The 21,395-nt window shown below is 57.3% G+C and carries 17 protein-coding genes; 5 read left to right on the top strand and 12 right to left on the bottom strand.

Annotated features, from left to right (window positions below; translation table 11 throughout):
• Window positions 1–170: 170 nt before the first annotated feature.
• The 3 genes from glpX to M495_RS23625 form a co-directional block, all read right to left on the bottom strand.
• A complete protein-coding gene (glpX, locus tag M495_RS23635; protein WP_020837550.1) occupies window positions 171–1,181 on the bottom strand; it encodes a class II fructose-bisphosphatase in 1,011 nt (336 codons plus the stop codon).
• A gap of 132 nt (window positions 1,182–1,313) precedes the next feature.
• Complete coding sequence (glpK, locus tag M495_RS23630; RefSeq protein WP_020837549.1) at window positions 1,314–2,822, bottom strand: glycerol kinase GlpK; 1,509 nt, start codon at window positions 2,820–2,822, stop codon at window positions 1,314–1,316.
• 45 nt (window positions 2,823–2,867) lie between these two features.
• Window positions 2,868–3,713, bottom strand: coding sequence for an MIP/aquaporin family protein (locus tag M495_RS23625; RefSeq protein ID WP_020837548.1), 846 nt, complete (start codon window positions 3,711–3,713; stop codon window positions 2,868–2,870).
• Between the two features lie 539 nt (window positions 3,714–4,252).
• Between M495_RS23625 and zapB the strand changes: the two genes are divergently transcribed.
• Entirely contained in the window at window positions 4,253–4,492 is a 240-nt protein-coding gene (gene zapB / locus M495_RS23615) for a septal ring assembly protein ZapB (protein ID WP_020837547.1), read from the top strand.
• Window positions 4,493–4,548: 56 nt separating this feature from the next.
• On the opposite strand, the gene rraA is transcribed toward zapB, so the two are convergent.
• From rraA to priA, 7 genes are all read right to left on the bottom strand, one after another.
• Window positions 4,549–5,034 carry a ribonuclease E activity regulator RraA gene (rraA, locus tag M495_RS23610; RefSeq protein ID WP_020837546.1) on the bottom strand — a complete coding sequence of 162 codons (486 nt, stop codon included), beginning with the start codon at window positions 5,032–5,034 and terminating at the stop codon, window positions 4,549–4,551.
• A gap of 80 nt (window positions 5,035–5,114) precedes the next feature.
• The gene (locus tag M495_RS23605) at window positions 5,115–6,032 is read right to left on the bottom strand and encodes a 1,4-dihydroxy-2-naphthoate polyprenyltransferase (protein WP_020837544.1); all 918 of its coding nucleotides are present in this window, start codon (window positions 6,030–6,032) and stop codon (window positions 5,115–5,117) included.
• 91 nt (window positions 6,033–6,123) lie between these two features.
• Window positions 6,124–7,458, bottom strand: a complete 1,335-nt coding sequence (hslU, locus tag M495_RS23600) for an HslU--HslV peptidase ATPase subunit (RefSeq protein WP_020837542.1) — start codon at window positions 7,456–7,458, stop codon at window positions 6,124–6,126.
• Window positions 7,459–7,470: 12 nt separating this feature from the next.
• Window positions 7,471–8,001, bottom strand: coding sequence for an ATP-dependent protease subunit HslV (hslV, locus tag M495_RS23595; protein WP_012147466.1), 531 nt, complete (start codon window positions 7,999–8,001; stop codon window positions 7,471–7,473).
• A gap of 102 nt (window positions 8,002–8,103) precedes the next feature.
• Window positions 8,104–9,045, bottom strand: coding sequence for a cell division protein FtsN (ftsN, locus tag M495_RS23590; RefSeq protein ID WP_020837536.1), 942 nt, complete (start codon window positions 9,043–9,045; stop codon window positions 8,104–8,106).
• Window positions 9,046–9,110: 65 nt separating this feature from the next.
• Window positions 9,111–10,139: a DNA-binding transcriptional regulator CytR gene (cytR, locus tag M495_RS23585; RefSeq protein ID WP_020837535.1), complete on the bottom strand. Its 1,029-nt coding sequence runs from the start codon at window positions 10,137–10,139 to the stop codon at window positions 9,111–9,113.
• Between the two features lie 288 nt (window positions 10,140–10,427).
• Window positions 10,428–12,623 (bottom strand): primosomal protein N', encoded by a 2,196-nt coding sequence (gene priA / locus M495_RS23580; protein WP_020837534.1) that lies wholly within the window; start codon window positions 12,621–12,623, stop codon window positions 10,428–10,430.
• A gap of 199 nt (window positions 12,624–12,822) precedes the next feature.
• On the opposite strand from priA, the gene rpmE reads away from it, so the two are divergent.
• The gene (gene rpmE / locus M495_RS23575; RefSeq protein WP_012147462.1) at window positions 12,823–13,038 is read left to right on the top strand and encodes a 50S ribosomal protein L31; all 216 of its coding nucleotides are present in this window, start codon (window positions 12,823–12,825) and stop codon (window positions 13,036–13,038) included.
• Between the two features lie 77 nt (window positions 13,039–13,115).
• On the opposite strand, the gene metJ is transcribed toward rpmE, so the two are convergent.
• Complete coding sequence (gene metJ / locus M495_RS23570) at window positions 13,116–13,433, bottom strand: met regulon transcriptional regulator MetJ (protein WP_012147461.1); 318 nt, start codon at window positions 13,431–13,433, stop codon at window positions 13,116–13,118.
• 317 nt (window positions 13,434–13,750) lie between these two features.
• Here metJ and metB point away from each other — a divergent pair, with 317 nt between their 5' ends.
• From metB to metF, 3 genes are all read left to right on the top strand, one after another.
• Complete coding sequence (gene metB / locus M495_RS23565; protein ID WP_020837533.1) at window positions 13,751–14,911, top strand: cystathionine gamma-synthase; 1,161 nt, start codon at window positions 13,751–13,753, stop codon at window positions 14,909–14,911.
• A gap of 2 nt (window positions 14,912–14,913) precedes the next feature.
• Window positions 14,914–17,349, top strand: coding sequence for a bifunctional aspartate kinase/homoserine dehydrogenase II (locus M495_RS23560; protein ID WP_020837532.1), 2,436 nt, complete (start codon window positions 14,914–14,916; stop codon window positions 17,347–17,349).
• A 226-nt stretch (window positions 17,350–17,575) separates the two neighbouring features.
• Window positions 17,576–18,469 (top strand): methylenetetrahydrofolate reductase, encoded by an 894-nt coding sequence (metF, locus tag M495_RS23555; protein ID WP_020837531.1) that lies wholly within the window; start codon window positions 17,576–17,578, stop codon window positions 18,467–18,469.
• A gap of 171 nt (window positions 18,470–18,640) precedes the next feature.
• Here metF and ppc read toward each other — a convergent pair whose 3' ends face one another.
• The gene (gene ppc / locus M495_RS23550) at window positions 18,641–21,277 is read right to left on the bottom strand and encodes a phosphoenolpyruvate carboxylase (protein WP_020837530.1); all 2,637 of its coding nucleotides are present in this window, start codon (window positions 21,275–21,277) and stop codon (window positions 18,641–18,643) included.
• Window positions 21,278–21,395 lie beyond the last annotated feature (118 nt).

Raw genomic sequence — 21,395 nt, 5'->3', positions numbered from 1 at the left:
GCCATTATGGGACACATCCCTGTGTCCCACCCTACGGGCCGACTGGAAGTCGTTCCCATTTGCTCCCGGCAAATGGGTCGGCGGGCAAGCCGCTACGACCCCATCGGCACGCTCTCCCTAATAACGGGCTTTGTCAGCAGTCTGAGGGCGCCAATCGGCGCCCTGTTTCATTACAGCAGGAACTCGTGCAGCGCCGGGTCTTTGCGATCCAGATAATGGGTCGAACGAATGCGGCGGATAGTGCGTGATTTACCGCGGATCAGCAGGGTTTCCGTGGTGGCCATATTTCCCTGGCGGCTGATGCCTTCCAACAGGTCGCCCTTGGTGATGCCGGTTGCGGAGAAAATAACGTTGTCGTTGCGCGCCATGTCATCCAATACCAGCACTTTGCCGGCTTCGATGCCCATCGCTTTGCAGCGTGCCAACTCTTCTTCGCCAATACGGCGATTTTCGGCGCTGTCGCCTTTCACCTGATGGCGTGGCAGCAGGCGAGCCTGCATATCGCCATCCAATGCGCGGATCACCGCGGCAGAAATCACCCCTTCAGGCGCGCCGCCGATGCCGTACATCACGTCGACTTCGCTGTCCGGCATACAGGTCAGAATAGAAGCCGCTACGTCACCGTCAGGAATGGCAAATACGCGAACCCCGAGTTGTTGCATCTGGGCGATAACGCCGTCGTGACGCGGCTTGGCCAGAATGACCACGGTCAGTTGAGTCAGCGGTTTGCCCAGGCAGGCCGCCACCTTATTCAGATTTTCCGCCAGCGGCAGGTTAAGATCGATAGCGCCGCGTGCCGCCGGGCCAACCACCAGTTTTTCCATATACATGTCCGGCGCGTGCAGGAAGGTGCCGCGATCGCCGACCGCCAGCACCGCCAATGCATTGGGTTGGCCCATGGCGGTCATGCGGGTACCTTCAATCGGGTCGACCGCGATATCCACCGCATCGCCCTGACCGCTGCCGACCTGCTCGCCGATATACAGCATCGGTGCTTCATCAATTTCGCCTTCGCCGATCACGATGCGGCCATCGATATCCACTTTGTTGAGCATAATGCGCATTGCGTTGACCGCGGCGCCGTCGGCGGCATTCTTGTCGCCGCGTCCCAGCCATTTGTAGCCCGCCAGTGCGGCGGCTTCGGTAACACGGGAAAATTCGATGGCTAATTCACGTTTCATGGCAAAACCTGTCTGTGAGAAAGGAAGAAAATATCGGCAAAGTTTATCACAGCGGGCGACGGCGGGGGCGTGGCAAAAAAAAACGCGCCGCCCGAAGGCAGCGCGTGATCAGGTTAACCAAGCAAAACAGCGTTAGTCGTGCTCTTCCCACGCTTGTGCGCGGGCAACCGCTTTTTTCCAGCCGCTGTAACGGAAGTTACGCTCGGTGGTTTCAATGCTTGGACGGAACTCGCGTTCGATAACCGCCTTGCTCTTCACCTCATCCAGGTCATTCCAGTAGCCGATAGCCAGGCCCGCCAGGAATGCGGCACCCAGCGCAGTCGATTCACGCACTTCAGGGCGCTCGACACGGGTACCGAGGATGTCTGACTGGAACTGCATCAGGAAGTTGTTGGCGACCGCGCCACCGTCCACACGCAGCGATTGCAGACGGGTATTGGAGTCTGCCTGCATGGCATCCAGCACGTCGCGCGTCTGATACGCAATGGATTCCAGCGTTGCACGGATGATGTGGTTGCTGTTCGCGCCGCGGGTCAGACCGAAGATCGCGCCACGGGCATACGGGTCCCAGTAAGGAGCGCCCAGGCCGGTGAAGGCCGGGACCACATACACGCCGTTGCTGTCTTTCACCTTGGTGGCGAAGTACTCGGAGTCGGCCGCATCGCTGATCAGTTTCAGTTCGTCGCGCAACCACTGGATAGAAGCACCGCCGATGAACACAGCACCTTCCAGCGCGTAATTCACTTCGCCGCGTGGGCCGCAGGCGATGGTGGTCAACAGGCCGTGGCTGGAGCGTACCGCTTCTTTACCGGTGTTCATCAGCAGGAAGCAGCCGGTTCCGTAGGTGTTTTTCGCCATGCCCGGTTGAACGCACAGCTGGCCGTACAGCGCCGCCTGCTGGTCACCGGCGATACCGGCGATAGGAATACGCGTACCGCCTTTACCACCGATGTTGGTCTGGCCATACACTTCAGAAGAAGGACGGACTTTAGGCAGCATGGCGCGTGGGATATCCAGCGCTTCCAGCATGCGGTCATCCCAATCCAGCTCATGGATGTTGAACATCATGGTACGTGAGGCGTTGGTGTAATCGGTCACATGCACCCGCCCTTGGGTCATTTTCCACACCAGCCAGGTATCGACGGTACCGAACAGCAGCTCGCCGCGTTTGGCGCGTTCGCGGGCGCCTTCAACGTTGTCGAGGATCCATTTTACCTTGGTGCCGGAGAAGTACGGGTCAACCACCAGGCCGGTGTTGTGACGGATGTATTCTTCCAGGCCGTCACGCTTGAGCTTTTCGCAGATGTCGGCGGTGCGGCGGCATTGCCAGACGATGGCGTTGTAAATTGGTTTGCCGGTCTCTTTTTCCCAGACGATGGTGGTTTCACGCTGGTTGGTGATGCCGATACCGGCGATCTGATCGGAATTGATATCGGCTTTCGCCAGCACTTCCACCAGCGTGGAGCTCTGTGATGACCAGATCTCCATAGGATCATGCTCAACCCAGCCGGCTTTTGGGTAAATCTGCGTGAACTCGCGCTGGGATACCGCAACAATGTTGGCATCGTGGTCGAGCACTACGGCACGTGAACTGGTGGTACCCTGGTCGAGAGCAACAATGTATTTTTTTTCTACAGTCATGATCTTAGTCCTGCTGTGTTGTTAACCGTTTTAAAACTGTGCCAATCACGCTTTACGCTGCTGGGCCTTGGCGGCGGGTTGTTCTTCGTCTACACAAACGTCACACGGCAGATTGCGGCCAATGAGCATGCGGTAGCCGAAGGCACCCAGGCAGGCACCGATGATTGGACCAAAGATTGGCACCAGGAAGTACGGAATATCACGCGCACCGGTGAAGGCCACTTTGCCCCAGCCGGCCAGATAAGCGAACATTTTCGGGCCGAAGTCACGCGCCGGGTTCAGCGCAAAGCCAGTTAATGGTCCCATAGAGGCGCCGATCACGGCAATCAGAATACCGATCAACAGCGGGGCCAACGGGCCGCGCGGGATGCCGTTGCCGTCATCGGTCAGTGCCAGGATCAGGCACATCAGGATTGCGGTAATGACCGTTTCAACCAGGAACGCCTGGCCAACGGAAATGTGCGCATTCGGGTAGGTAGAGAAGATGCCGGCCAGGGCCAGGCTTTCGTCGCTGCCGCGTACCATATGATTGGCCGCTTCGAAATCGAAGAACAGGTTGTAGTACAACCCGTAGACCAGGGCTGCTGCACAGAAGGCTCCGGCGATCTGCGCGACAATGTAAGGCAGTACTTTGCGTCCGTCAAAGCAGGCGAACAACCACAGCGCAATGGTCACGGCCGGGTTGAGGTGCGCGCCGGAGATGGCAGCGGTCAGATAGATGGCCATGGCGACGCCTAGGCCCCAAATGATACTGATTTCCCATTGGCCGAAGCTGGCGCCTGCCAGTTTCAGCGCGGCAACGCAGCCTACGCCAAAAAAGATCAACAGACCGGTGCCGAGGAACTCAGCGATGCACTGGCCTTTTAGGGTCGGACTGGTGGTTTGGCTCATAATGTTGTTGTCCTGCAAAACGGCGGTTATAGGTTTATAGGCTCGGAAGGTGTATCGATCCGTCCTAGGGGTACAGTTTTTTTCATCTCGTCCAATTATTAATTGAGGACGTGATGTAAATTTATCGTTAACGAACATAAACGAGAAATAGCGAAATCAAAATGTGTGTGCTTCGTCATAAAATTGAGCGAATTCGCGTCGTTTTGTGTTCTTTCTGCTCCATAAAACTGTGATCTGACCAGTGCTTTTATCCCCGACTGTTAACAAATCAATTTATGACCGAGAGGCATTTTCGGTTTTTGCTGATGGTGGGGGCAGGAAAATTGCAACAGACTGCGCGATGAGCCGGATGTTGCTAGACAGCCGGGGACAGGCTACTTACAATCGTTTTTATCGAAAGAAGCGTTTTATCGAGACAGGCGCGTTATTTTCAATAAAAGCGTGTGTCACTTGGCGCGATGCATATTCGCAGCAGTTGCAACCTGAGTTGCGGCCGTTACCTATAGATGTACGCCTTGCTATCATGAGGGGACTGAAGAATGTCATTTGAAGTATTTGAGAAATTGGAATCAAAAGTTCAGCAGGCGATCGATACCATCACCCTGCTGCAGATGGAAATTGAAGAGCTGAAAGAAAAAAACAATACTCTGTCTCAGGAAGTTCAGGCTGCCTCCGGCAACCAGGAATCGCTGGTACGCGAGAACCAGCAACTGAAAGAAGAGCAGCACGTATGGCAAGACCGCCTGCGCGCGCTGTTGGGCAAAATGGAAGAAGTCTGATTCCGTATTGCACGATCGAAAAGGGCGCCTGAGGCGCCCTTTTTCATGTCGGAAGATTACTCTATATCGAGCGGGTCTTCGGACAGAATAATACCGGTGTTGTCGGCATACAGATGATCGCCGGAGAAGAAGGTCACGCCGCCAAAGTTTACGCGGATGTCGCTTTCGCCGATGCTTTCACTGGCTGCGCCGACCGGAATGGCCGCCATCGCCTGAATGCCGATGTCCAGTTCTTCCAGATCGTCCACCTGGCGTACCGCACCGTAAACCACGATGCCTTCCCATTCGTTCTGGGTAGCCAAGCGCGCCAGTTCTGCGTTGATCAGGGCACGGCGAACCGAACCACCGCCATCAATCACCAGAACACGGCCGCGACCGTTTTCTTCAAGCAGCTCGAATAACAGGCCGTTATCCTCAAAGCATTTCACCGTAGTGATTTGCCCGCCAAATGAAGTACGCCCGCCAAAATTGGAGAATAGAGGTTCAACAACGTTTACCTCTTCATGATAGATGTCGCAAAGTTCGGAAGTATCGTATTTCATAGGATTTTACGTCTGTTTGCCGCTGGAATAACCAGTATATCCCTTTATCCGCCCTGTTGGCAAAATCATCAGTTCGATGGCTAACTGAGCACCACGCCAATCGCGAACAACACATTGGCCAACAGCGCCGCTTTGACCATATGTTCCAGCATCGGGCGCATGCCTGCCGGCGTTGGATCGCGTAACACGCGCAGGCCGTGGCGCACCAGTAACGGGATAGCCAGGACAAACAGCCAGCCCCACGGACTATGCAGGTTAAGCAGCGTGAACAGCGCGAAGCAGGCTACTGCGCCGATCAGCAGCGCCACGTGGTAATAGCGTGCATTCTGTGGCCCAAGGCGTACTGCCAGCGTATTTTTGCCGTTGGCGCGGTCGCTTTCGATATCGCGCAAATTATTGATGTTCAGCACCGCGGTGGCCAGCAGGCCGCAGGCCGTGGCCGGCAACATCACGATACTGTCGAACGCATGGGTTTGCAGGTAGTAGGTGCCCGCTACGCTCAGCCAGCCGAAGAACACCAGCACCGAAATATCGCCCAGCCCCAGATAGCCATAGGGTTTGGTGCCGACGGTATAGGTAATGGCGGCGACGATAGACAGCCCGCCCAGCACCAGGAAGCCCACCACGTCGCTGGGTTGTTCGCAGGCCACGGCGATCAATGAACAGCCGGCAATCGCGATCAATACTACCGTCACCACCAGCGCGCGCTTCATTTGTGCCTGGGTGATCATGCCTTTCTGCATGCCGCGCAACGGCCCGATGCGATCTTCTTTATCGCTGCCTTTTACCGCATCGCCATAGTCGTTCGCCAGGTTGGAGAGGATTTGCAGCAGGCCAGCAGTCAGGAGTGCCAGCAGCGCCACGCCGGGTTTCAGGCTGCCTTGCCAGGCGGCAATGGCGGAACCGACGACGATCGAGGCAAAGGCCAGCGGCAGGGTGCGCGGTCGTAAACTTTCAAGCCAGGCTCTGGCCGGGGAGGTGGTAGTTGATGAGCTCATTTTTCGCTTCAGAGTTAGTGGCTGTGTCCGTTAGAAATAATTGTGGGAGGCAATGCCTCCCACAGATGACTGACTGGACATGATTGAGCGATTATAGGATAAAACGACTCAAATCTTCATCCGCTACCAGTTCATCCAGATGATTACGTACGTAATCCGCATCAATTGTAATGGATTGACCATTAATTTCACTCGCATCATAGGAAATATCTTCCATCAGACGCTCAAGCACGGTGTGCAAACGACGCGCGCCGATGTTTTCGGTGCTTTCGTTAACCTGCCATGCGGCTTCTGCGATGCGGCGGATGCCATCGGCGGTGAAGTCGATATTGACGCCTTCCGTGCCCATCAGCGCTTTGTACTGCTCGGTCAGCGACGCGCTTGGCTCGGTCAGGATGCGCTCGAAATCTTCGGTGGTCAGCGCCTGCAATTCAACGCGGATCGGCAGGCGGCCCTGCAGTTCCGGGATCAAATCTGACGGGCTGGCGGTCTGGAATGCGCCGGAGGCGATAAACAGAATGTGATCGGTTTTCACCATGCCGTGCTTGGTGGAGACGGTACAGCCTTCCACCAGCGGCAGCAGATCGCGCTGCACGCCTTCACGTGACACGTCCGGGCCGGAGCTCTGGCCACCGCGCTTACAGATTTTGTCGATCTCGTCGATAAACACGATGCCGTGCTGTTCAACCGCTTCAATCGCCTGTTCTTTCAGCTCTTCCGGGTTCACCAGTTTGGCCGCTTCTTCTTCCACCAGCAGTTTGAAGGCTTCTTTAATCTTCAGCTTGCGTGGTTTCTGCTTTTGGCCGCCGAGGTTCTGGAACATCGACTGCAGCTGGTTGGTCATCTCTTCCATGCCCGGAGGAGCCATGATCTCCACGCCCATCGGCGCGGCAGCCAGATCGATCTCGATTTCTTTATCGTCCAACTGGCCTTCACGCAGTTTCTTGCGGAATGCCTGACGTGCAGCAGAAGGCTCTTGATGCTCTTCCGCCTGGCCCCAGTTGTTCTTGGCCGGCGGGATCAGCACATCGAGGATACGCTCTTCGGCCAGCTCTTCGGCGCGGGTGCGGTTCTTGTCGATTGACTGCAGGCGCACCATTTTGATCGCGGCATCGGTCAGATCGCGGATGATGGAATCCACTTCTTTACCGACGTAGCCCACTTCGGTGAACTTGGTGGCTTCAACCTTGATGAACGGCGCGTTGGCCAGCTTCGCCAGACGGCGGGCGATTTCGGTTTTACCGACGCCGGTCGGGCCGATCATCAGAATGTTCTTTGGCGTGACTTCATGGCGCAACATCTCGTTGAGCTGCATCCGGCGCCAGCGGTTACGCAGGGCGATGGCAACGGCACGTTTGGCTTTGTTCTGGCCAATAATGTAGCTGTCCAGTTCGCTGACGATCTCGCGCGGGGTCATTTCAGACATAGTATTCGATCCTTACGCTTTGGAAGGCAATTCTTCAATGGTGTGGAAATGGTTGGTGTAAATACAGATGTCACCGGCGATGTTGAGGGATTTATCAACAATTTCGCGGGCGCTCAGCTCGGTATTTTCCAACATCGCACGAGCGGCTGCCTGGGCGTACGGACCGCCGGAGCCAATCGCAATCAAATCGTTTTCAGGCTGGATCACGTCACCGTTACCGGTGATGATCAGCGATGAGTTTTCATCCGCGACGGCCAGCAGCGCTTCGAGCTTGCGCAGCATGCGGTCGGTACGCCAGTCTTTCGCCAATTCAACGGCTGCTTTCACCAGGTGACCCTGGTGCATTTCCAGCTTGCGCTCGAACAGCTCAAATAGCGTGAAGGCATCCGCGGTGCCACCGGCAAAACCGGCAATCACTTTATCGTTATACAGGCGACGTACTTTCTTGACGTTGCCCTTCATTACCGTATTGCCCAAGGTGGCCTGGCCATCGCCACCGATCACTACCTGGCCGTTGCGGCGTACGCTTACAATTGTTGTCACGAGCAGACCCTCGTTGAAGACGGAAAGAAGCCCTCGCAGCATCTGCTTGCGCAGACACTACGAGGCATATTGAGAGTATAGATGGGGGGGGATTGACGCTTTTCAACCCCCAACGGAGAGGGGAATGCAACTTGACATGCCTACGCCCTTCAGGCGCGACAGGGTTTTGTCCGCAGCAGCCCGGCTGCTGTATGGGCCAAGAACCACGCGATTCCAGCCTCCGCCGGCGGTGATACGGCTTTCGATGCCTTCAAACGCCAGGCGCGCACGTACGGATTCTGCCTGATCGGTGGCGCGGAACGAGCCGCACTGTACCATCCACTTCTGCTTCGATTCTGGCTTGGTTTCCGTTTCCTGCTTGGCCGTTTCCTGTTTCACTTCCGGTTTCGGCTGCGGTTTTGGCTCAGGATGCTTAACCTGCGCAGGCGGCGGTGTGACCGGCTGCGGTTTGGGTTGCGGCTTAGGCTGTTGCTGCACCGGCTGTGTCGTCGCACCGTTGTTAAATGGATTACGCGGCTGAGTCACCTGCGGCTGCTGTTGGACCTGTTGCTGCTGGATTGGCTGCTGTTGCATCTGCTGTTGCTGCTGGCGGTTGTTACGCGCAGCGGCTTGTGAAGGGTCGTTATACGGCACTTCATTGAGCTGCGTCGGGCGCTGTTGCATATCCGCCTGCATTTGATCCAGCAGTTGGCGCTGCTCGGCGGTCAGCTGAGTCTTGGAGTTGGCTTCGCCGCCAGCCGTCGGTTCGGTCGGGGTTTGTACGCCAATCTGGCGATTCTCCAGCTCTTTGATATAACGCCAACGTTCTTCCGGCTTCGGCGGTAGGCCATTGCCCGGACGATTGGTGTGCGCAGGCAGCAGCGGCACGTCATCCGGCTTGTTGTGCGTAATGAAATAGAGGCCACCGACAAATATCACCAGAAGTGCGACGGCCAGCGCCAACACGGTTTTGGAGACCTTCGGAGAACTGCGTTTTTTACGGCTGGGGGTTTTTCGCTTAGCTCCTGCTGCGCGCCCACGGCTTACATAGTCTTTTTGTGCCACTATTATTCCGCTGTGTCCTGATGAGGGGATAAGTCCGTCATGTTACTGAACCCTAAAATGTTTGACTAGCGTTTAGGGGCAGCCGTGCTGCCTCTGATAATCAATTCACTGTCCAAAAGCCGGGAGCCGCTGGCCACGTTCTGTCCGTGCAGCTGCTCCAACAGCAACAGCATTGCCTGCTGGCCAATCTGGTAGCGCGGTTGAGCCACCGTGGTTAACGGCGGATCGCAATACTGCGCCAGTTTAATGTCGTCAAAGCCAACGATGGAGAGGTCCTGCGGTACCCGCAGCCCCATTTTTTTCGCCTGCGACAGCACGCCAATCGCCATTACGTCGCTATGGCAGAAGACTGCCGTCGGTGGTTTTGGTTGCGCCATTAGCGCCGCCAGCGCCTGCGCGCCAGCTTCGTAGGTGAAATCACCTCGGGTAATATAGCTGCTTTCGACGCTAATGCCATTACGACGTAGCGCTTGAATGTAACCTTGCAGCCGATAATGGCTCAACGGCATCTGTTCAGGCCCGGCGACACAGGCGATTTGCTTGTGTCCGAGCTGATGTAAATAATGCACGGCCTCGAAGGCGGCGGTCAGGTTATCGATGTGTACCGTCGGCAGTTCCAGCTCCGGGGCAAACTCGTTGGCCATCACCATCGGCGGCAGATTGCGTTGTTCTTCCTTGCTGGCGTCGAACGGCAGGTTGGAGCCGAGCAGCAGCATGCCATCGATTTGCTTGGTGATAATCAAATTGACGAAGGTGCGTTCCTGTTGGTTTTGTTGCGCGCAGTCGCCAATCAGCACCAGATAACCCTGTTGTGCCGCAGTTTGCTCGATCCCCTGGATCACATCGGCGAAAAAGGGATCGCAAATATCGGGGACGATCACCAGGATGGTGCGGGATTCGTTGCGTTTGATATTACGGGAGAGGGCATGAGGAGAATAGCCTACGGCCAGCACGGCCTGTTCCACTTTCTGACGCGTCGGCGTTGACACCTTTTCCGGATTCATCAACGCACGCGACACGGTTGCCGTTGAAACGCCCGCCATTTCGGCAACGTCTTTCATGGTTGCCATGGATAATTCTTTCTTGTGTTCCAACGCCTTTCTCCTTGCGTTAGCCCCATGCCAACGCGACTACTTCAGTTTGCTCACAAATTCTGGCGTGCGGTGGAGTTGTTATGATTTAGCGCCATCCGCGCTTAAACATTCGGTCACGGTAGTGCAGCGGTGACAAAATTGCCTTCACAGACATTCTAAACAGAATATGTCCTGCCTTTGTTACCTAATTTGCATAAAAAGTGTGACCTGAGGAGGTTTTTTAGCGTTCGCTCGCAATTTCAAGGGTAAACGTTTGCCTGGCAGGAACTGAATCAGACTTTTCTGGGTTCAGCTGTCTATCGGGTCGATGTCCAGCGTCCATTTCACCTTGCGTGCCTGCGGCAGGGTACCGACTAACGGCAGGGTGCTCTTCATCAGCCGTTGTAACACCTGCCGTGAAGGGTGCTGCAACAGTAACTGCCAACGAAAACGGCCGCCGCGTTTTGACTGCAGCGCGGGAACCGGCCCCATCACCCACAGGGAATCGTCCTTCAGCGGGCTGGCTTCCAGCAGATTGCGCAATTGCTGCAGGAATTGCGGAGCCTGTTGGTTGTCGTGATCTTCCGAACGGACAATGATGTGGCTGGTATAGGGTGGCAGGAATACGCTGTTGCGCTCTGCCAGCGTCTGTTTGGCAAAGGCGTCGTAGCCCTGTTGCAACAGAATTTGCAGCAGCGGATGTTCCGGATGATGGGTTTGCAGCAACACTTCGCCGGCTTTACCTGCCCGGCCGGCACGACCGGAAACCTGGGTATACAACTGGGCAAAACGCTCGGCGGAACGGAAGTCGGCCGAGAACAGCGCACCGTCAACGTCCAGCAAGGCCACCAGCGTGACATCCGGGAAATGGTGCCCTTTTGCCAGCATCTGGGTACCGATCAAAATACGCGCACCGCCGCGGTGAATATCCGCCAGGTGCTGTTCCAGCGAGCCCTTGCGGCTGGTGGTGTCGCGATCGATGCGGGTGATGGGCGTTTCCGGGAACAGCGGCGCCAGTTCGTTTTCCAACTGTTCGGTGCCGACGCCCACCGACACCAGATGCGTCGAACCGCACTGCGGACACTGGTGCGGTACCGGGCGCTGGCTGTCGCAGTGGTGGCAGCGCAGTTGACGTTGGTTTTGGTGGAAGGTGTAGTAATGATCGCAGCGCTGGCATTCGGCAATCCAGCCGCATTCGTGACACAGCAACGCCGGGGCGTAGCCACGACGGTTAAGGAACAGCATCACCTGGTTACCGGCCTTCAAATGGTGCTGCATGCTTTTCAGCAACGGCTGCGACAACCCCACCTTCAGCGGCAGGCCTTTCAGATCGATCAGGTGCTGAGCCGCCGGTTTGGCGTTGCCTGCACGCTGGGTGAGTTTCAACTGGCGATATTTGCCCAATTGCACGTTGTGCAACGTTTCCAGCGCCGGTGTCGCGGAGCCCATCACCATCGGGATGTTTTCCTCGCGGGCGCGAAACACCGCCAGATCGCGTGCGTGGTAGCGCCAGCCTTCCTGCTGTTTATAAGAGCTGTCGTGCTCTTCGTCGATGATGATCACGCCCAGGCGTGCAAACGGGGTAAACAGCGCCGAGCGGGTGCCGATGACAATCGCCGCTTCGCCGCTGCGGGCGCGCAACCACACCGACAGCCGTTCGCTGTCGTTAAGACCGGAGTGCAGCACCTCTACCGGCGCGTTGAAGCGTTCGCGAAAGCGGGCGATGGTTTGCGGCGTCAGGCCGATTTCCGGCACCAGCACCAGCGCCTGTTTGCCGGCAGCCAGAATGTTTTCCAGCACGCTGAGATAGACCTCGGTTTTGCCGGAGCCGGTGACCCCGGCCAGCAGCCAGGCGGCGAACTGAGTATCTTCGCTGCGGATGGCGCCCACGGCGGTTGCCTGCTCGGTGTTCAATCGTAACCGTTCGCCCAGCACTTCAAAGCCGGGCCGCCAGTCTTGCGTTGCTACCGTCTGGGCCCGTAAATCGACCAGCCCCTTGGTGCGCAAGGCCTGCAAAGCGCTCTCGGTTAACGCCAGTTCATTGACCTGGTGGCGATAAACCGGGCGTTGCAGCAATGCCGCCAGCGCCTGCTGTTGTTTGGGGGCGCGCTTCAGGCTTTCCGGCGGCGTGGCGCGGCCCTGTTCGGTCGCGAACCATTGCCACAGCGGGGCCGTTTCCGCCGCCTTCCCCTGACGCAGCAGGATGGGCAGCGCGTGGAACAGCACTTCGCCGATCGGGTAATGGTAATAGTCGCTGGCCCAGCGAAGAATACGCCACAGGCTGGAGGAGAATAAGGAGGCGTCGTCGATCACGCTGTCGATCGGTTTGAGCTTATCCAGCGGCAATTCGCTGGTTTCGCTGCAGCCGGTGACGATACCGATCGCCCGCTGCTTGCCCCAGGGAACGCCTACGCGCGCGCCGACCGCAGGCTGCAGGCCTTGCGGCAGCAGATAGTCGAAGGTGCGGGCGAGGGGTACCGGCAAAGCAACGTGAACAACAGGCATTGAGGTCATCCAGAGTAAAAAAACAGTCCATCAGTTTACACGGCGCATCGGCAAATGTACGGTTCCGATTGCGTGGTACTTTTAATTCTGTATAATTTGCCGCCTTTGGTATAATTCGATACCAAATTTTATTATCAACCACGTGTGGTGTCTGGCGAAACAGGGCTGGATAGCGACACGGCCTTAACTGAGGTTTCCCATGAAACAAGGTATCCACCCAAAATACGAAGAAGTTACTGCTAACTGCTCTTGCGGTAACGTGATCAAAATCCGCTCTACCGTGGGTCACGATCTGAACCTGGACGTTTGTGGCGAATGCCACCCGTTCTACACTGGCAAGCAGCGTGACGTTGCTACCGGTGGCCGCGTTGACCGCTTCAACAAGCGTTTCAGCGTGCCAGGCGCTAAGAAATAAGATTTCTTATCGTCAGATGAAAAAGGCGCCTTCGGCGCCTTTTTTCGTTTCTACCGTCTGCTTTCGCAGACCGGCGCTTAGTATTCCCAGGTATCGGGATCCACACCCAATTCACGCATCAACAGCTTCGCGGCTTCCGGGATTTCATCGCTGCGTTCTTTGCGCAGGTCTTCGTCGTTCGGCAGCGGCTGGCCGGTAAAGGCGTGCAGAAACGCTTCACACAGCAATTCGCTGTTGGTGGCGTGGCGCAGGTTATTGACCTGGCGACGGGTCCGTTCATCGGTGAGGATTTTCAGGACCTTCAGCGGAATGGATACCGTGATCTTTTTGACTTGCTCGCTTTTTTTACCGTGTTCAGCGTAAGGGCTGACATACTCGCCGTTCCACTCAGCCATGGGACACCTTAAATTTGTCAGAAAAATTACAAAATTCTAAAAACCGGCCAATTATGCCCGATCTTCACTGTTCTCACTAAATAAATGTCAATTATACGCGACCAGGGTCACTGAATGCGGACGATCAATAGGTGTCGCCTATGCATTCCGGGTTAACATCGTATCGTCATATCAAACCGGCATAATTTTAGCGGGTATTAGGGCATTGCTCAATCTATACGCAAAGAAGTTTAGATGTCCAGATGTATTGACGTCTATCCTCGCTGCGATTAATCTTTAGGCCTCATTCATCCGAATCCCGAGAGCCGAGCGACCCTATGACGCGTAAACCTGCCACGATTGCCGTACGTAGCGGCCTGAACGATGACGAACAGTACGGCTGCGTTGTTCCGCCGATCCACCTTTCCAGCACCTATAATTTTACCGACTTCAATCAGCCTCGCGCTCATGACTACTCGCGCCGCGGGAACCCGACGCGTGACGTGGTCCAGCGTGCGCTGGCGGAACTGGAAGGCGGTGCCGGTGCGGTGATGACCAGCAGCGGGATGTCGGCGATCCATCTGGTGACCACCGTATTGCTGCAGCCCGGCGATCTGCTGGTGGCGCCGCATGATTGCTACGGCGGCAGCTACCGGTTGTTCGATAGCCTCAGCAAGCGTGGCGCTTACCGCGTGCTGTTTGTCGATCAGGGGAATGAAGAGGCGTTGCAGCAGGCATTGGCGCAAAAGCCCAAGCTGGTGCTGATTGAAAGTCCAAGTAACCCGCTGCTGCGCGTGGTGGATATTGCGGCGATATGCGATGCAGCGCACGCAGTGGGGGCCTTGACGGTGGTGGACAACACCTTCCTCAGCCCGGCGCTGCAGCAGCCCATCGGGCTGGGTGCCGATCTGGTGGTGCATTCCTGCACCAAATATCTTAACGGCCATTCCGACGTGGTCGCCGGTGCGGTGATCGCCAAAGATAAAGATCTGGCGGTGGAGCTGGCGTGGTGGGCCAATAATATCGGCGTGACCGGCGGCGCGTTCGACAGCTATTTGTTGCTGCGCGGCATGCGTACCCTGTCGCCGCGTATCAAGGCGGCGCAACAAAACGCCGAAGCTATTGTCAGTTATTTACAGCAGCAACCCTTGGTGAAAAAGCTGTATCATCCTTCTCTGCCACAGAACCCTGGGCACGAGATTGCACGTCGTCAGCAACGCGGTTTTGGCGCGATGCTCAGCTTTGAACTGGACGGTGATGAAGCGCTATTGCGCCGTTTTCTGTCTGCCCTTGAGCTGTTTACTCTGGCAGAATCGTTGGGCGGCGTAGAAAGCCTGATCTCGCATGCAGCGACCATGACCCATGCAGGTATGGCGGCAGAAGCCCGTGCGGCGGCCGGTATTTCCGAGAGCCTGCTGCGTATCTCCGTGGGTATTGAAGACAGTGAAGATTTGATTGCCGATCTGGAACGTGCCTTCCAGGCGGCGGCAACGAGGTAAGCATGAATGCAATTGCGGTAGCAGGGCCGGTGAGCGGGCGTCAACTGCACAAGTTTGGCGGCAGCAGCCTGGCGGACGTGAAGTGTTATCTGCGGGTGGCCGGGATCATGGCCGAATACAGCCAGCCAGGCGACATGATGGTGGTGTCGGCTGCCGGCAGCACCACCAACCAACTGATTAGCTGGCTGAAGCTTAGTCAGAGCGATCGCCTTTCTGCGCATCAGGTTCAGCAGACGCTGCGTCGTTATCACAGCGATTTGATTAGCGGTCTGTTACCGCCGGAAACCGCTGAACCCTTGATCGCCGAGTTTATTCAGGATCTGGAGCGTCTGGCCGTGTTGCTGGACGAAAAGCTCGACGACGTCATCTATGCCGAGGTGGTTGGCCACGGCGAGATCTGGTCGGCGCGCCTGATGGCGGCGGTACTGAACAAGCTGGATATGCAGGCGGCCTGGTTGGACGCGCGCGATTTCCTGCGGGCGGAACGTGCTGCCCAGCCGCAGGTTGATGAAGGCCGTTCTTATCCTCTGCTGCAACAATTGCTGGCACAGCATCCGGGCAAACGCCTGGTGGTGACCGGTTTTATTTCACGTAATGACGCCGGTGAAACCGTGCTGTTAGGGCGTAACGGCAGTGACTATTCCGCCACGCAGGTCGGTGCGTTGGCCGGTGCGGAGCGCGTGACCATCTGGAGCGACGTGGCTGGGGTCTACAGCGCCGATCCCCGCAAGGTGAAAGACGCCTGCCTGCTGCCGCTGCTGCGCCTGGACGAAGCCAGTGAACTGGCGCGTTTGGCGGCTCCGGTGCTGCACACCCGTACTTTGCAGCCGGTATCCGGCAGCGATATCGATCTTCAACTGCGTTGCAGTTATCAGCCGGAACAGGGTTCAACGCGTATCGAACGCGTGCTGGCCTCGGGCACCGGTGCGAAGATCGTCACCAGCCATGACGACGTGTGTTTGATTGAGCTGCAGGTTGCCAGTCAGCATGATTTTAAACTGGCGCAGCAAGAGTTGGATTTGGTGCTTAAGCGCGCGCAGATCAAACCGTTGGCGGTAGGGGTTCATCCGGACCGCAGTCTGGTTCAGCTGTGCTACACCTCCGAAGTGGTGAACAGCGTCCTGCACACGCTGCAAAACGCGGGGCTGCCGGGTGAGCTGCAACTGCGCGAAGGCTTGGCGCTGGTGGCGCTGGTAGGTGCCGGCGTTTGTAAAAACCCGCTGCACAGCCATCGCTTCTATCAGCAACTGAAAGACCAGCCGGTAGAGTTTATCTGGCAGGCTGAAGACGGCATCAGCATGGTGGCGGTGCTGCGTCAGGGGCCAACCGCGCTGCTGATTCAGGGCCTGCATCAGACCCTGTTCCGCGCTGAAAAACGTATTGGTCTGGTGCTGTTCGGCAAAGGCAATATCGGCGCACGCTGGCTGGAGTTGTTTGCCCGCGAGCAGAAAAACATCTCCGCCCGCAGCGGCTTCGAATTCAGCCTGGCGGGCGTGGTGGACAGTCGCCGCAGCCTGCTCAATTACGACGGGCTGGACGCCAGCCGCGTATTGGCCTTCTTCGAGGACGAAGCGCAGGAACTGGACGAGGAGTCGTTGTTCTTGTGGATGCGCGCGCACCCGTTTGACGATCTGGTGGTGCTGGACGTGACCGCCAGTGAAAATCTGGCCGAGCAGTATCTGGACTTCGCCAGCTACGGTTTCCATGTGATCAGCGCCAACAAACTGGCGGGAGCGTCGTGCAGCGCCAACTATCGCCAAATTCGTGATGCCTTTGCCAAGACCGGCCGCCACTGGCTGTATAACGCTACCGTCGGTGCCGGTCTGCCGGTCAACCATACGGTACGCGATCTGCGCGACAGTGGTGACAGCATTCTGGCCATTAGCGGCATCTTCTCCGGTACGCTGTCCTGGCTGTTCCTGCAGTTCGACGGCACGGTGCCGTTCACCGACCTGGTGGATCAGGCCTGGCAACAGGGGCTGACAGAACCGGATCCCCGCGTCGATCTCTCCGGTCAGGATGTGATGCGCAAGCTGGTGATCCTGGCGCGCGAAGCGGGCTACGACATTGAGCCGAATCAGGTGCGGGTGGAGTCGCTGGTGCCTGCGGGCGCAGAGCTTGGCTCCGTGGATCAGTTCTTTGAAAATGGTGATGCGTTGAACCAACAGATGCTGCAGCGCTTTGAGGCCGCCAGTGAAATGGGGCTGGTGCTGCGCCATGTTGCGCGTTTCGATGCCAACGGCAAGGCGCGGGTCGGTGTAGAAGCGGTCCGCCCTGAGCACCCGCTGGCGTCGTTGCTGCCTTGCGATAACGTATTCGCTATCGAAAGCCGTTGGTATCGTGACAATCCGCTGGTGATCCGTGGACCCGGGGCCGGGCGCGACGTCACTGCCGGCGCGATCCAGTCAGACCTTAACCGTTTGGCGCAGCTGCTTTAATTTTCTTGTGGGCGCGCATCCGTCGCGCCCCTCGTTTTTCCTGCCATAATTCTCTGTGTTGCGAACATGAAATTCCTTCTCTTAACGGGTGAGGATTAATCATCGTATTCCCCTCACTTTCCTGTTGACTCTTTAGCCAACATACGGCATTTTCTATCTAGACGTCTAAACGTATAGACGCTTATCAAAACAAGCAGAACAGCGATCGATAAGAGGCGGGCAGGGTATGAGTTTTTTCCACGCAAACCAGCGGGAAGCGCTGAATCAGAGTCTGGCGGAGTTAAACGGCCAGATTAACGTATCATTTGAATTCTTCCCGCCGCGCACCAGCGAGATGGAAGACACCCTGTGGCAATCCATTGACCGCCTGAGCAGCCTGAAGCCAAAATTTGTTTCCGTGACCTATGGCGCTAACTCCGGCGAGCGCGATCGCACCCACAGCATCATCAAAGGGATCAAGGATCGCACCGGTCTGGATGCGGCCCCACACCTGACCTGCATAGATGCCAGCCCGGCTCAGCTGCGTGAGATTGCGACCGATTACTGGAACAGCGGCATCCGGCATATAGTGGCACTGCGTGGCGACTTGCCACCGGGCAGCGGCAAGCCGGACATGTACGCGACCGATTTGGTGGCCTTGCTGAAGGAGGTTGGCGATTTCGATATCTCGGTTGCCGCTTACCCTGAAGTGCATCCGGAAGCGAAAAGCCCGCAGGCGGACCTGATTAACCTGAAACGTAAAATCGATGCCGGCGCCAACCGGGCGATTACCCAGTTCTTTTTCGATGTGGAAAGCTACCTGCGCTTCCGCGATCGTTGCGTCGCTACCGGCATTGATGTGGAAATCGTCCCGGGCATTCTGCCGGTATCCAACTTCAAGCAGCTGCAGCGTTTTGCCACCATGACCAACGTACGCGTACCGAGCTGGATGACCAGCATGTTTGAAGGGCTGGATGACGACGCGGAAACCCGCAAAATGGTCGGCGCCAATATCGCGATGGATATGGTGAAGATCCTCAGCCGCGAAGGGGTAAAGGATTTCCACTTCTATACGCTCAACCGTGCCGAGATGAGCTACGCCATTTGCCATACGCTGGGTGTGCGTCCGGTCGCGGCCTGATTCACTCTATTCATCATCATCGGGAAGGGCGCTGGGTCAATACAGCGCCCTTTTTGTTGGGCGCAATTTCTTCCAATACCGCTGCTGGGCAACCCGTTGAGATGCAGCATCCGTCAGCGGGGGATAAAAAAAAGGCCCCTGCAAGCAGGAGCCGTGCTTTTGGCGCTTAACCTAGCCGGTATTGCGCATCCCGGCAGCAACGCCGGCAATGGTGACCATCAGCGCCTGCTCAACGCGGGCGTCCGGGTGCTCCTGCTGGCGCGAACGGTGCAGCAGCTCAGCCTGCAGGACGTTCAACGGGTCGGTGTACACGTTACGCAGCGCAATGGATTCGGCGATCCACGGCAGGTCTTCCATCAGGTGCGCGTCATTGGCGATGGTCAGCACCACCTTGATGTCGCTTTCCAACTGATCGCGCAGCTGCTGGCCCAGTGGCCACAGCGATTTGTCCACCAGGCGTTGGTCGTAATATTCCGCCAGCCACAGGTCGGCCTTGGCGAACACCATTTCCAGCATCGCAATACGGGTGGAGAAGAACGGCCAGTCGCGGCACATGGCTTCCAGCTGATCCTGCTTGCCGGCTTTTACCGCTTCCTGCAAACCGGCACCGGCGCCCAGCCAGGCCGGTAACATCAGACGGTTCTGCGTCCAGGCGAAGATCCACGGAATGGCGCGCAGGCTCTCTACACCGCCGTTTGGCTTGCGCTTGGCAGGGCGGGAGCCCAGCGGCAGTTTGCCCAGCTCCAGTTCCGGCGTGGCGGCGCGGAAATAAGGCACAAAATCCGGGTTTTCGCGCACGTAGCCACGGTACATTTTGCATGAGGTGTTTGACAGCTCATCCATCAGCGTACGCCACTCTTTTTTCGGCTCTGGCGGCGGCAGCAGGTTGGCTTCCAGGATAGCACCGGCATACAGCGCCAGGCTGCTGATGGTGACTTCCGGCAGACCGAATTTGAAGCGGATCATCTCGCCTTGCTCGGTCACGCGCAGACCGCCTTTCAGGCTGCCCGGCGGTTGTGACAGCAGTGCCGCATGCGCAGGTGCGCCGCCGCGGCCAATCGAACCGCCACGGCCGTGGAACAGAGTCAGCGCTACGCCGGCCTTTTCGCAGGTTTTGATCAGTGCGTCTTGAGCGCGGTATTGCGCCCAGGAGGCGGCCATCACCCCGGCGTCTTTCGCCGAGTCGGAATAGCCGATCATCACCATCTGTTTGCCCTGGATAAAGCCGCGGTACCAGTCAATATTCAGCAACTGGGTCATCACGTCGTCGGCGTTATTCAGGTCGTCGAGGGTTTCGAACAGCGGCGCGACCGGCAGCGGGAACGGACAACCGGCTTCTTTCAGCAGCAGGTGAACCGCCAGCACGTCCGAAGGCGTGCGCGCCATGGAGATCACGTAGGCGGCAATCGAGCCTTCTGGCGCCTCGGCGATCACCCGGCAGGTTTCCAGCACTTCCTGGGTGTCGGCGCTCGGTTCCCACTTCAACGGCACCAGCGGGCGTTTGGAATTCAGTTCACGGATCAGGAACGCCTGCTTGTCGGCTTCTGACCAGCTTTCGTAGTCGCCAAGGCCCAGGTAGCGGGTCAGTTCGGCGATGGCTTCGGTGTGGCGGGTGCTTTCCTGGCGAACGTCGATGCGTACCAGCGGCACACCAAAGCAGCGCACGCGACGCAGGGTATCCAGTAATTGGCCGTTGGCGATGATGCTCATGCCGCAGGCCTGCAGCGACTGGTAACAGGCGAACAGCGGTTCCCACAGCTGTTCGTTATTCACCAGCAGATCGTGCGGCTTCAGTACGCGCTCGCCTTTCAGGCGGCCTTCCAGATAGGCCTGAGAGCTCATCAACTGGCTGCGTAGCTGCTTCATGATTTCGCGGTACGGCTCTTGAACCTCGTCACCACCGGCCCGTGCGCGCAGTTCCGGAGTACATTCGGTCATCGACAGTTCGGACACCAGCACTTGAATATCGCGGGTGAACAGATCGCAGGCTTTCCAGCGGCTCAGCAGCAGCACGTGGCGGGTGATCTCGGCCGTGACGTTCGGGTTGCCGTCGCGGTCACCGCCCATCCAGGACGTGAAACGCACCGGCACCGCCTCCGCCGGCAGGCTGTAATCGATGGAATTTTCCAGCTGTTCGTTGAATTCGCGCAGGAAGGCAGGGACCCCTTCCCACAGGCTGTTTTCCACCACCGCAAAGCCCCACTTGGCTTCGTCAACCGGGGACGGACGGTGTTTGCGGATCTCGTCGGTATGCCACGATTGAGCCACCAACTGACGCAGGCGGCGCATGATCTTGTTGCGCTCGTAGTCGGCCAGATCGTTATGGTCGAGCTGGCTGAGGCAGGTGTTCACCTCTACCAGTTTGTGGATCAGGGTGCGGCGGGTGATTTCCGTCGGGTGCGCAGTCAGCACCAGCTCGATAGAAAGTTGAGACACCGCATTTTGCAGCTCTTTGGTGCTGAGCTTTTTGTCTTTCAGCCGGGTGAACAGTTGGGCCAGCGCTTCCGGGTTGCTGGCGGCTTCACCGTTGGGTGAAATGCTGTGGTACTGCTCGGCGGTATTGGTCAGATTGAGAAACTGACTGAAGGCGCGTGCGACCGGCAGCAACTCGTCGTTGGACAGGTTTTGCAAGGTGGAAAGCAGCTCCTGACGGTGCGCTTCATTGCCTGCACGTGAAGATTTGGAAAGCTTACGGATAGTTTCAACGCGATCGAGAATATGCTCGCCCAGCGCTTCTTTGATGGTATCGCCGAGCAATTTGCCGAGCATACTGACATTACTTCGCATTGCCGAATATTGTTCGTTCATATAACCCCTGACCCAATTCTGTATTTACCCTTCATCTTTCAAGCCACAGCGGTGTTGGCTTCGCGCTCTCACCCCGTTCACTTGGTTGATCCAAGCTCCCGGGGATTCAAGCGTTCGC

It is taken from the genome of Serratia liquefaciens ATCC 27592, assembly GCF_000422085.1.
GTDB classification, from domain to species: domain Bacteria; phylum Pseudomonadota; class Gammaproteobacteria; order Enterobacterales; family Enterobacteriaceae; genus Serratia; species Serratia liquefaciens.
Note: the sequence above shows the minus strand (reverse complement) of the source record. Positions and strands in the feature narration are given on the sequence as shown.

Bases quoted from the DNA above. Each gene is read 5' to 3' on its own strand.
- glpK (WP_020837549.1), bottom strand. From the start codon at position 2,822: ATGACTGTAGAAAAAAAATACATTGTTGCTCTCGACCAGGGTACCACC.
- metJ (WP_012147461.1), bottom strand. From the start codon at position 13,433: ATGGCTGAGTGGAACGGCGAGTATGTCAGCCCTTACGCTGAACACGGT.
- priA (WP_020837534.1), bottom strand. From the start codon at position 12,623: ATGCCTGTTGTTCACGTTGCTTTGCCGGTACCCCTCGCCCGCACCTTC.
- metB (WP_020837533.1), top strand. From the start codon at position 13,751: ATGACGCGTAAACCTGCCACGATTGCCGTACGTAGCGGCCTGAACGAT.
- M495_RS23625 (WP_020837548.1), bottom strand. From the start codon at position 3,713: ATGAGCCAAACCACCAGTCCGACCCTAAAAGGCCAGTGCATCGCTGAG.
- metF (WP_020837531.1), top strand. From the start codon at position 17,576: ATGAGTTTTTTCCACGCAAACCAGCGGGAAGCGCTGAATCAGAGTCTG.
- M495_RS23560 (WP_020837532.1), top strand. From the start codon at position 14,914: ATGAATGCAATTGCGGTAGCAGGGCCGGTGAGCGGGCGTCAACTGCAC.
- hslU (WP_020837542.1), bottom strand. From the start codon at position 7,458: ATGTCTGAAATGACCCCGCGCGAGATCGTCAGCGAACTGGACAGCTAC.
- zapB (WP_020837547.1), top strand. From the start codon at position 4,253: ATGTCATTTGAAGTATTTGAGAAATTGGAATCAAAAGTTCAGCAGGCG.
- rpmE (WP_012147462.1), top strand. From the start codon at position 12,823: ATGAAACAAGGTATCCACCCAAAATACGAAGAAGTTACTGCTAACTGC.
- rraA (WP_020837546.1), bottom strand. From the start codon at position 5,034: ATGAAATACGATACTTCCGAACTTTGCGACATCTATCATGAAGAGGTA.
- glpX (WP_020837550.1), bottom strand. From the start codon at position 1,181: ATGAAACGTGAATTAGCCATCGAATTTTCCCGTGTTACCGAAGCCGCC.
- M495_RS23605 (WP_020837544.1), bottom strand. From the start codon at position 6,032: ATGAGCTCATCAACTACCACCTCCCCGGCCAGAGCCTGGCTTGAAAGT.
- ppc (WP_020837530.1), bottom strand. From the start codon at position 21,277: ATGAACGAACAATATTCGGCAATGCGAAGTAATGTCAGTATGCTCGGC.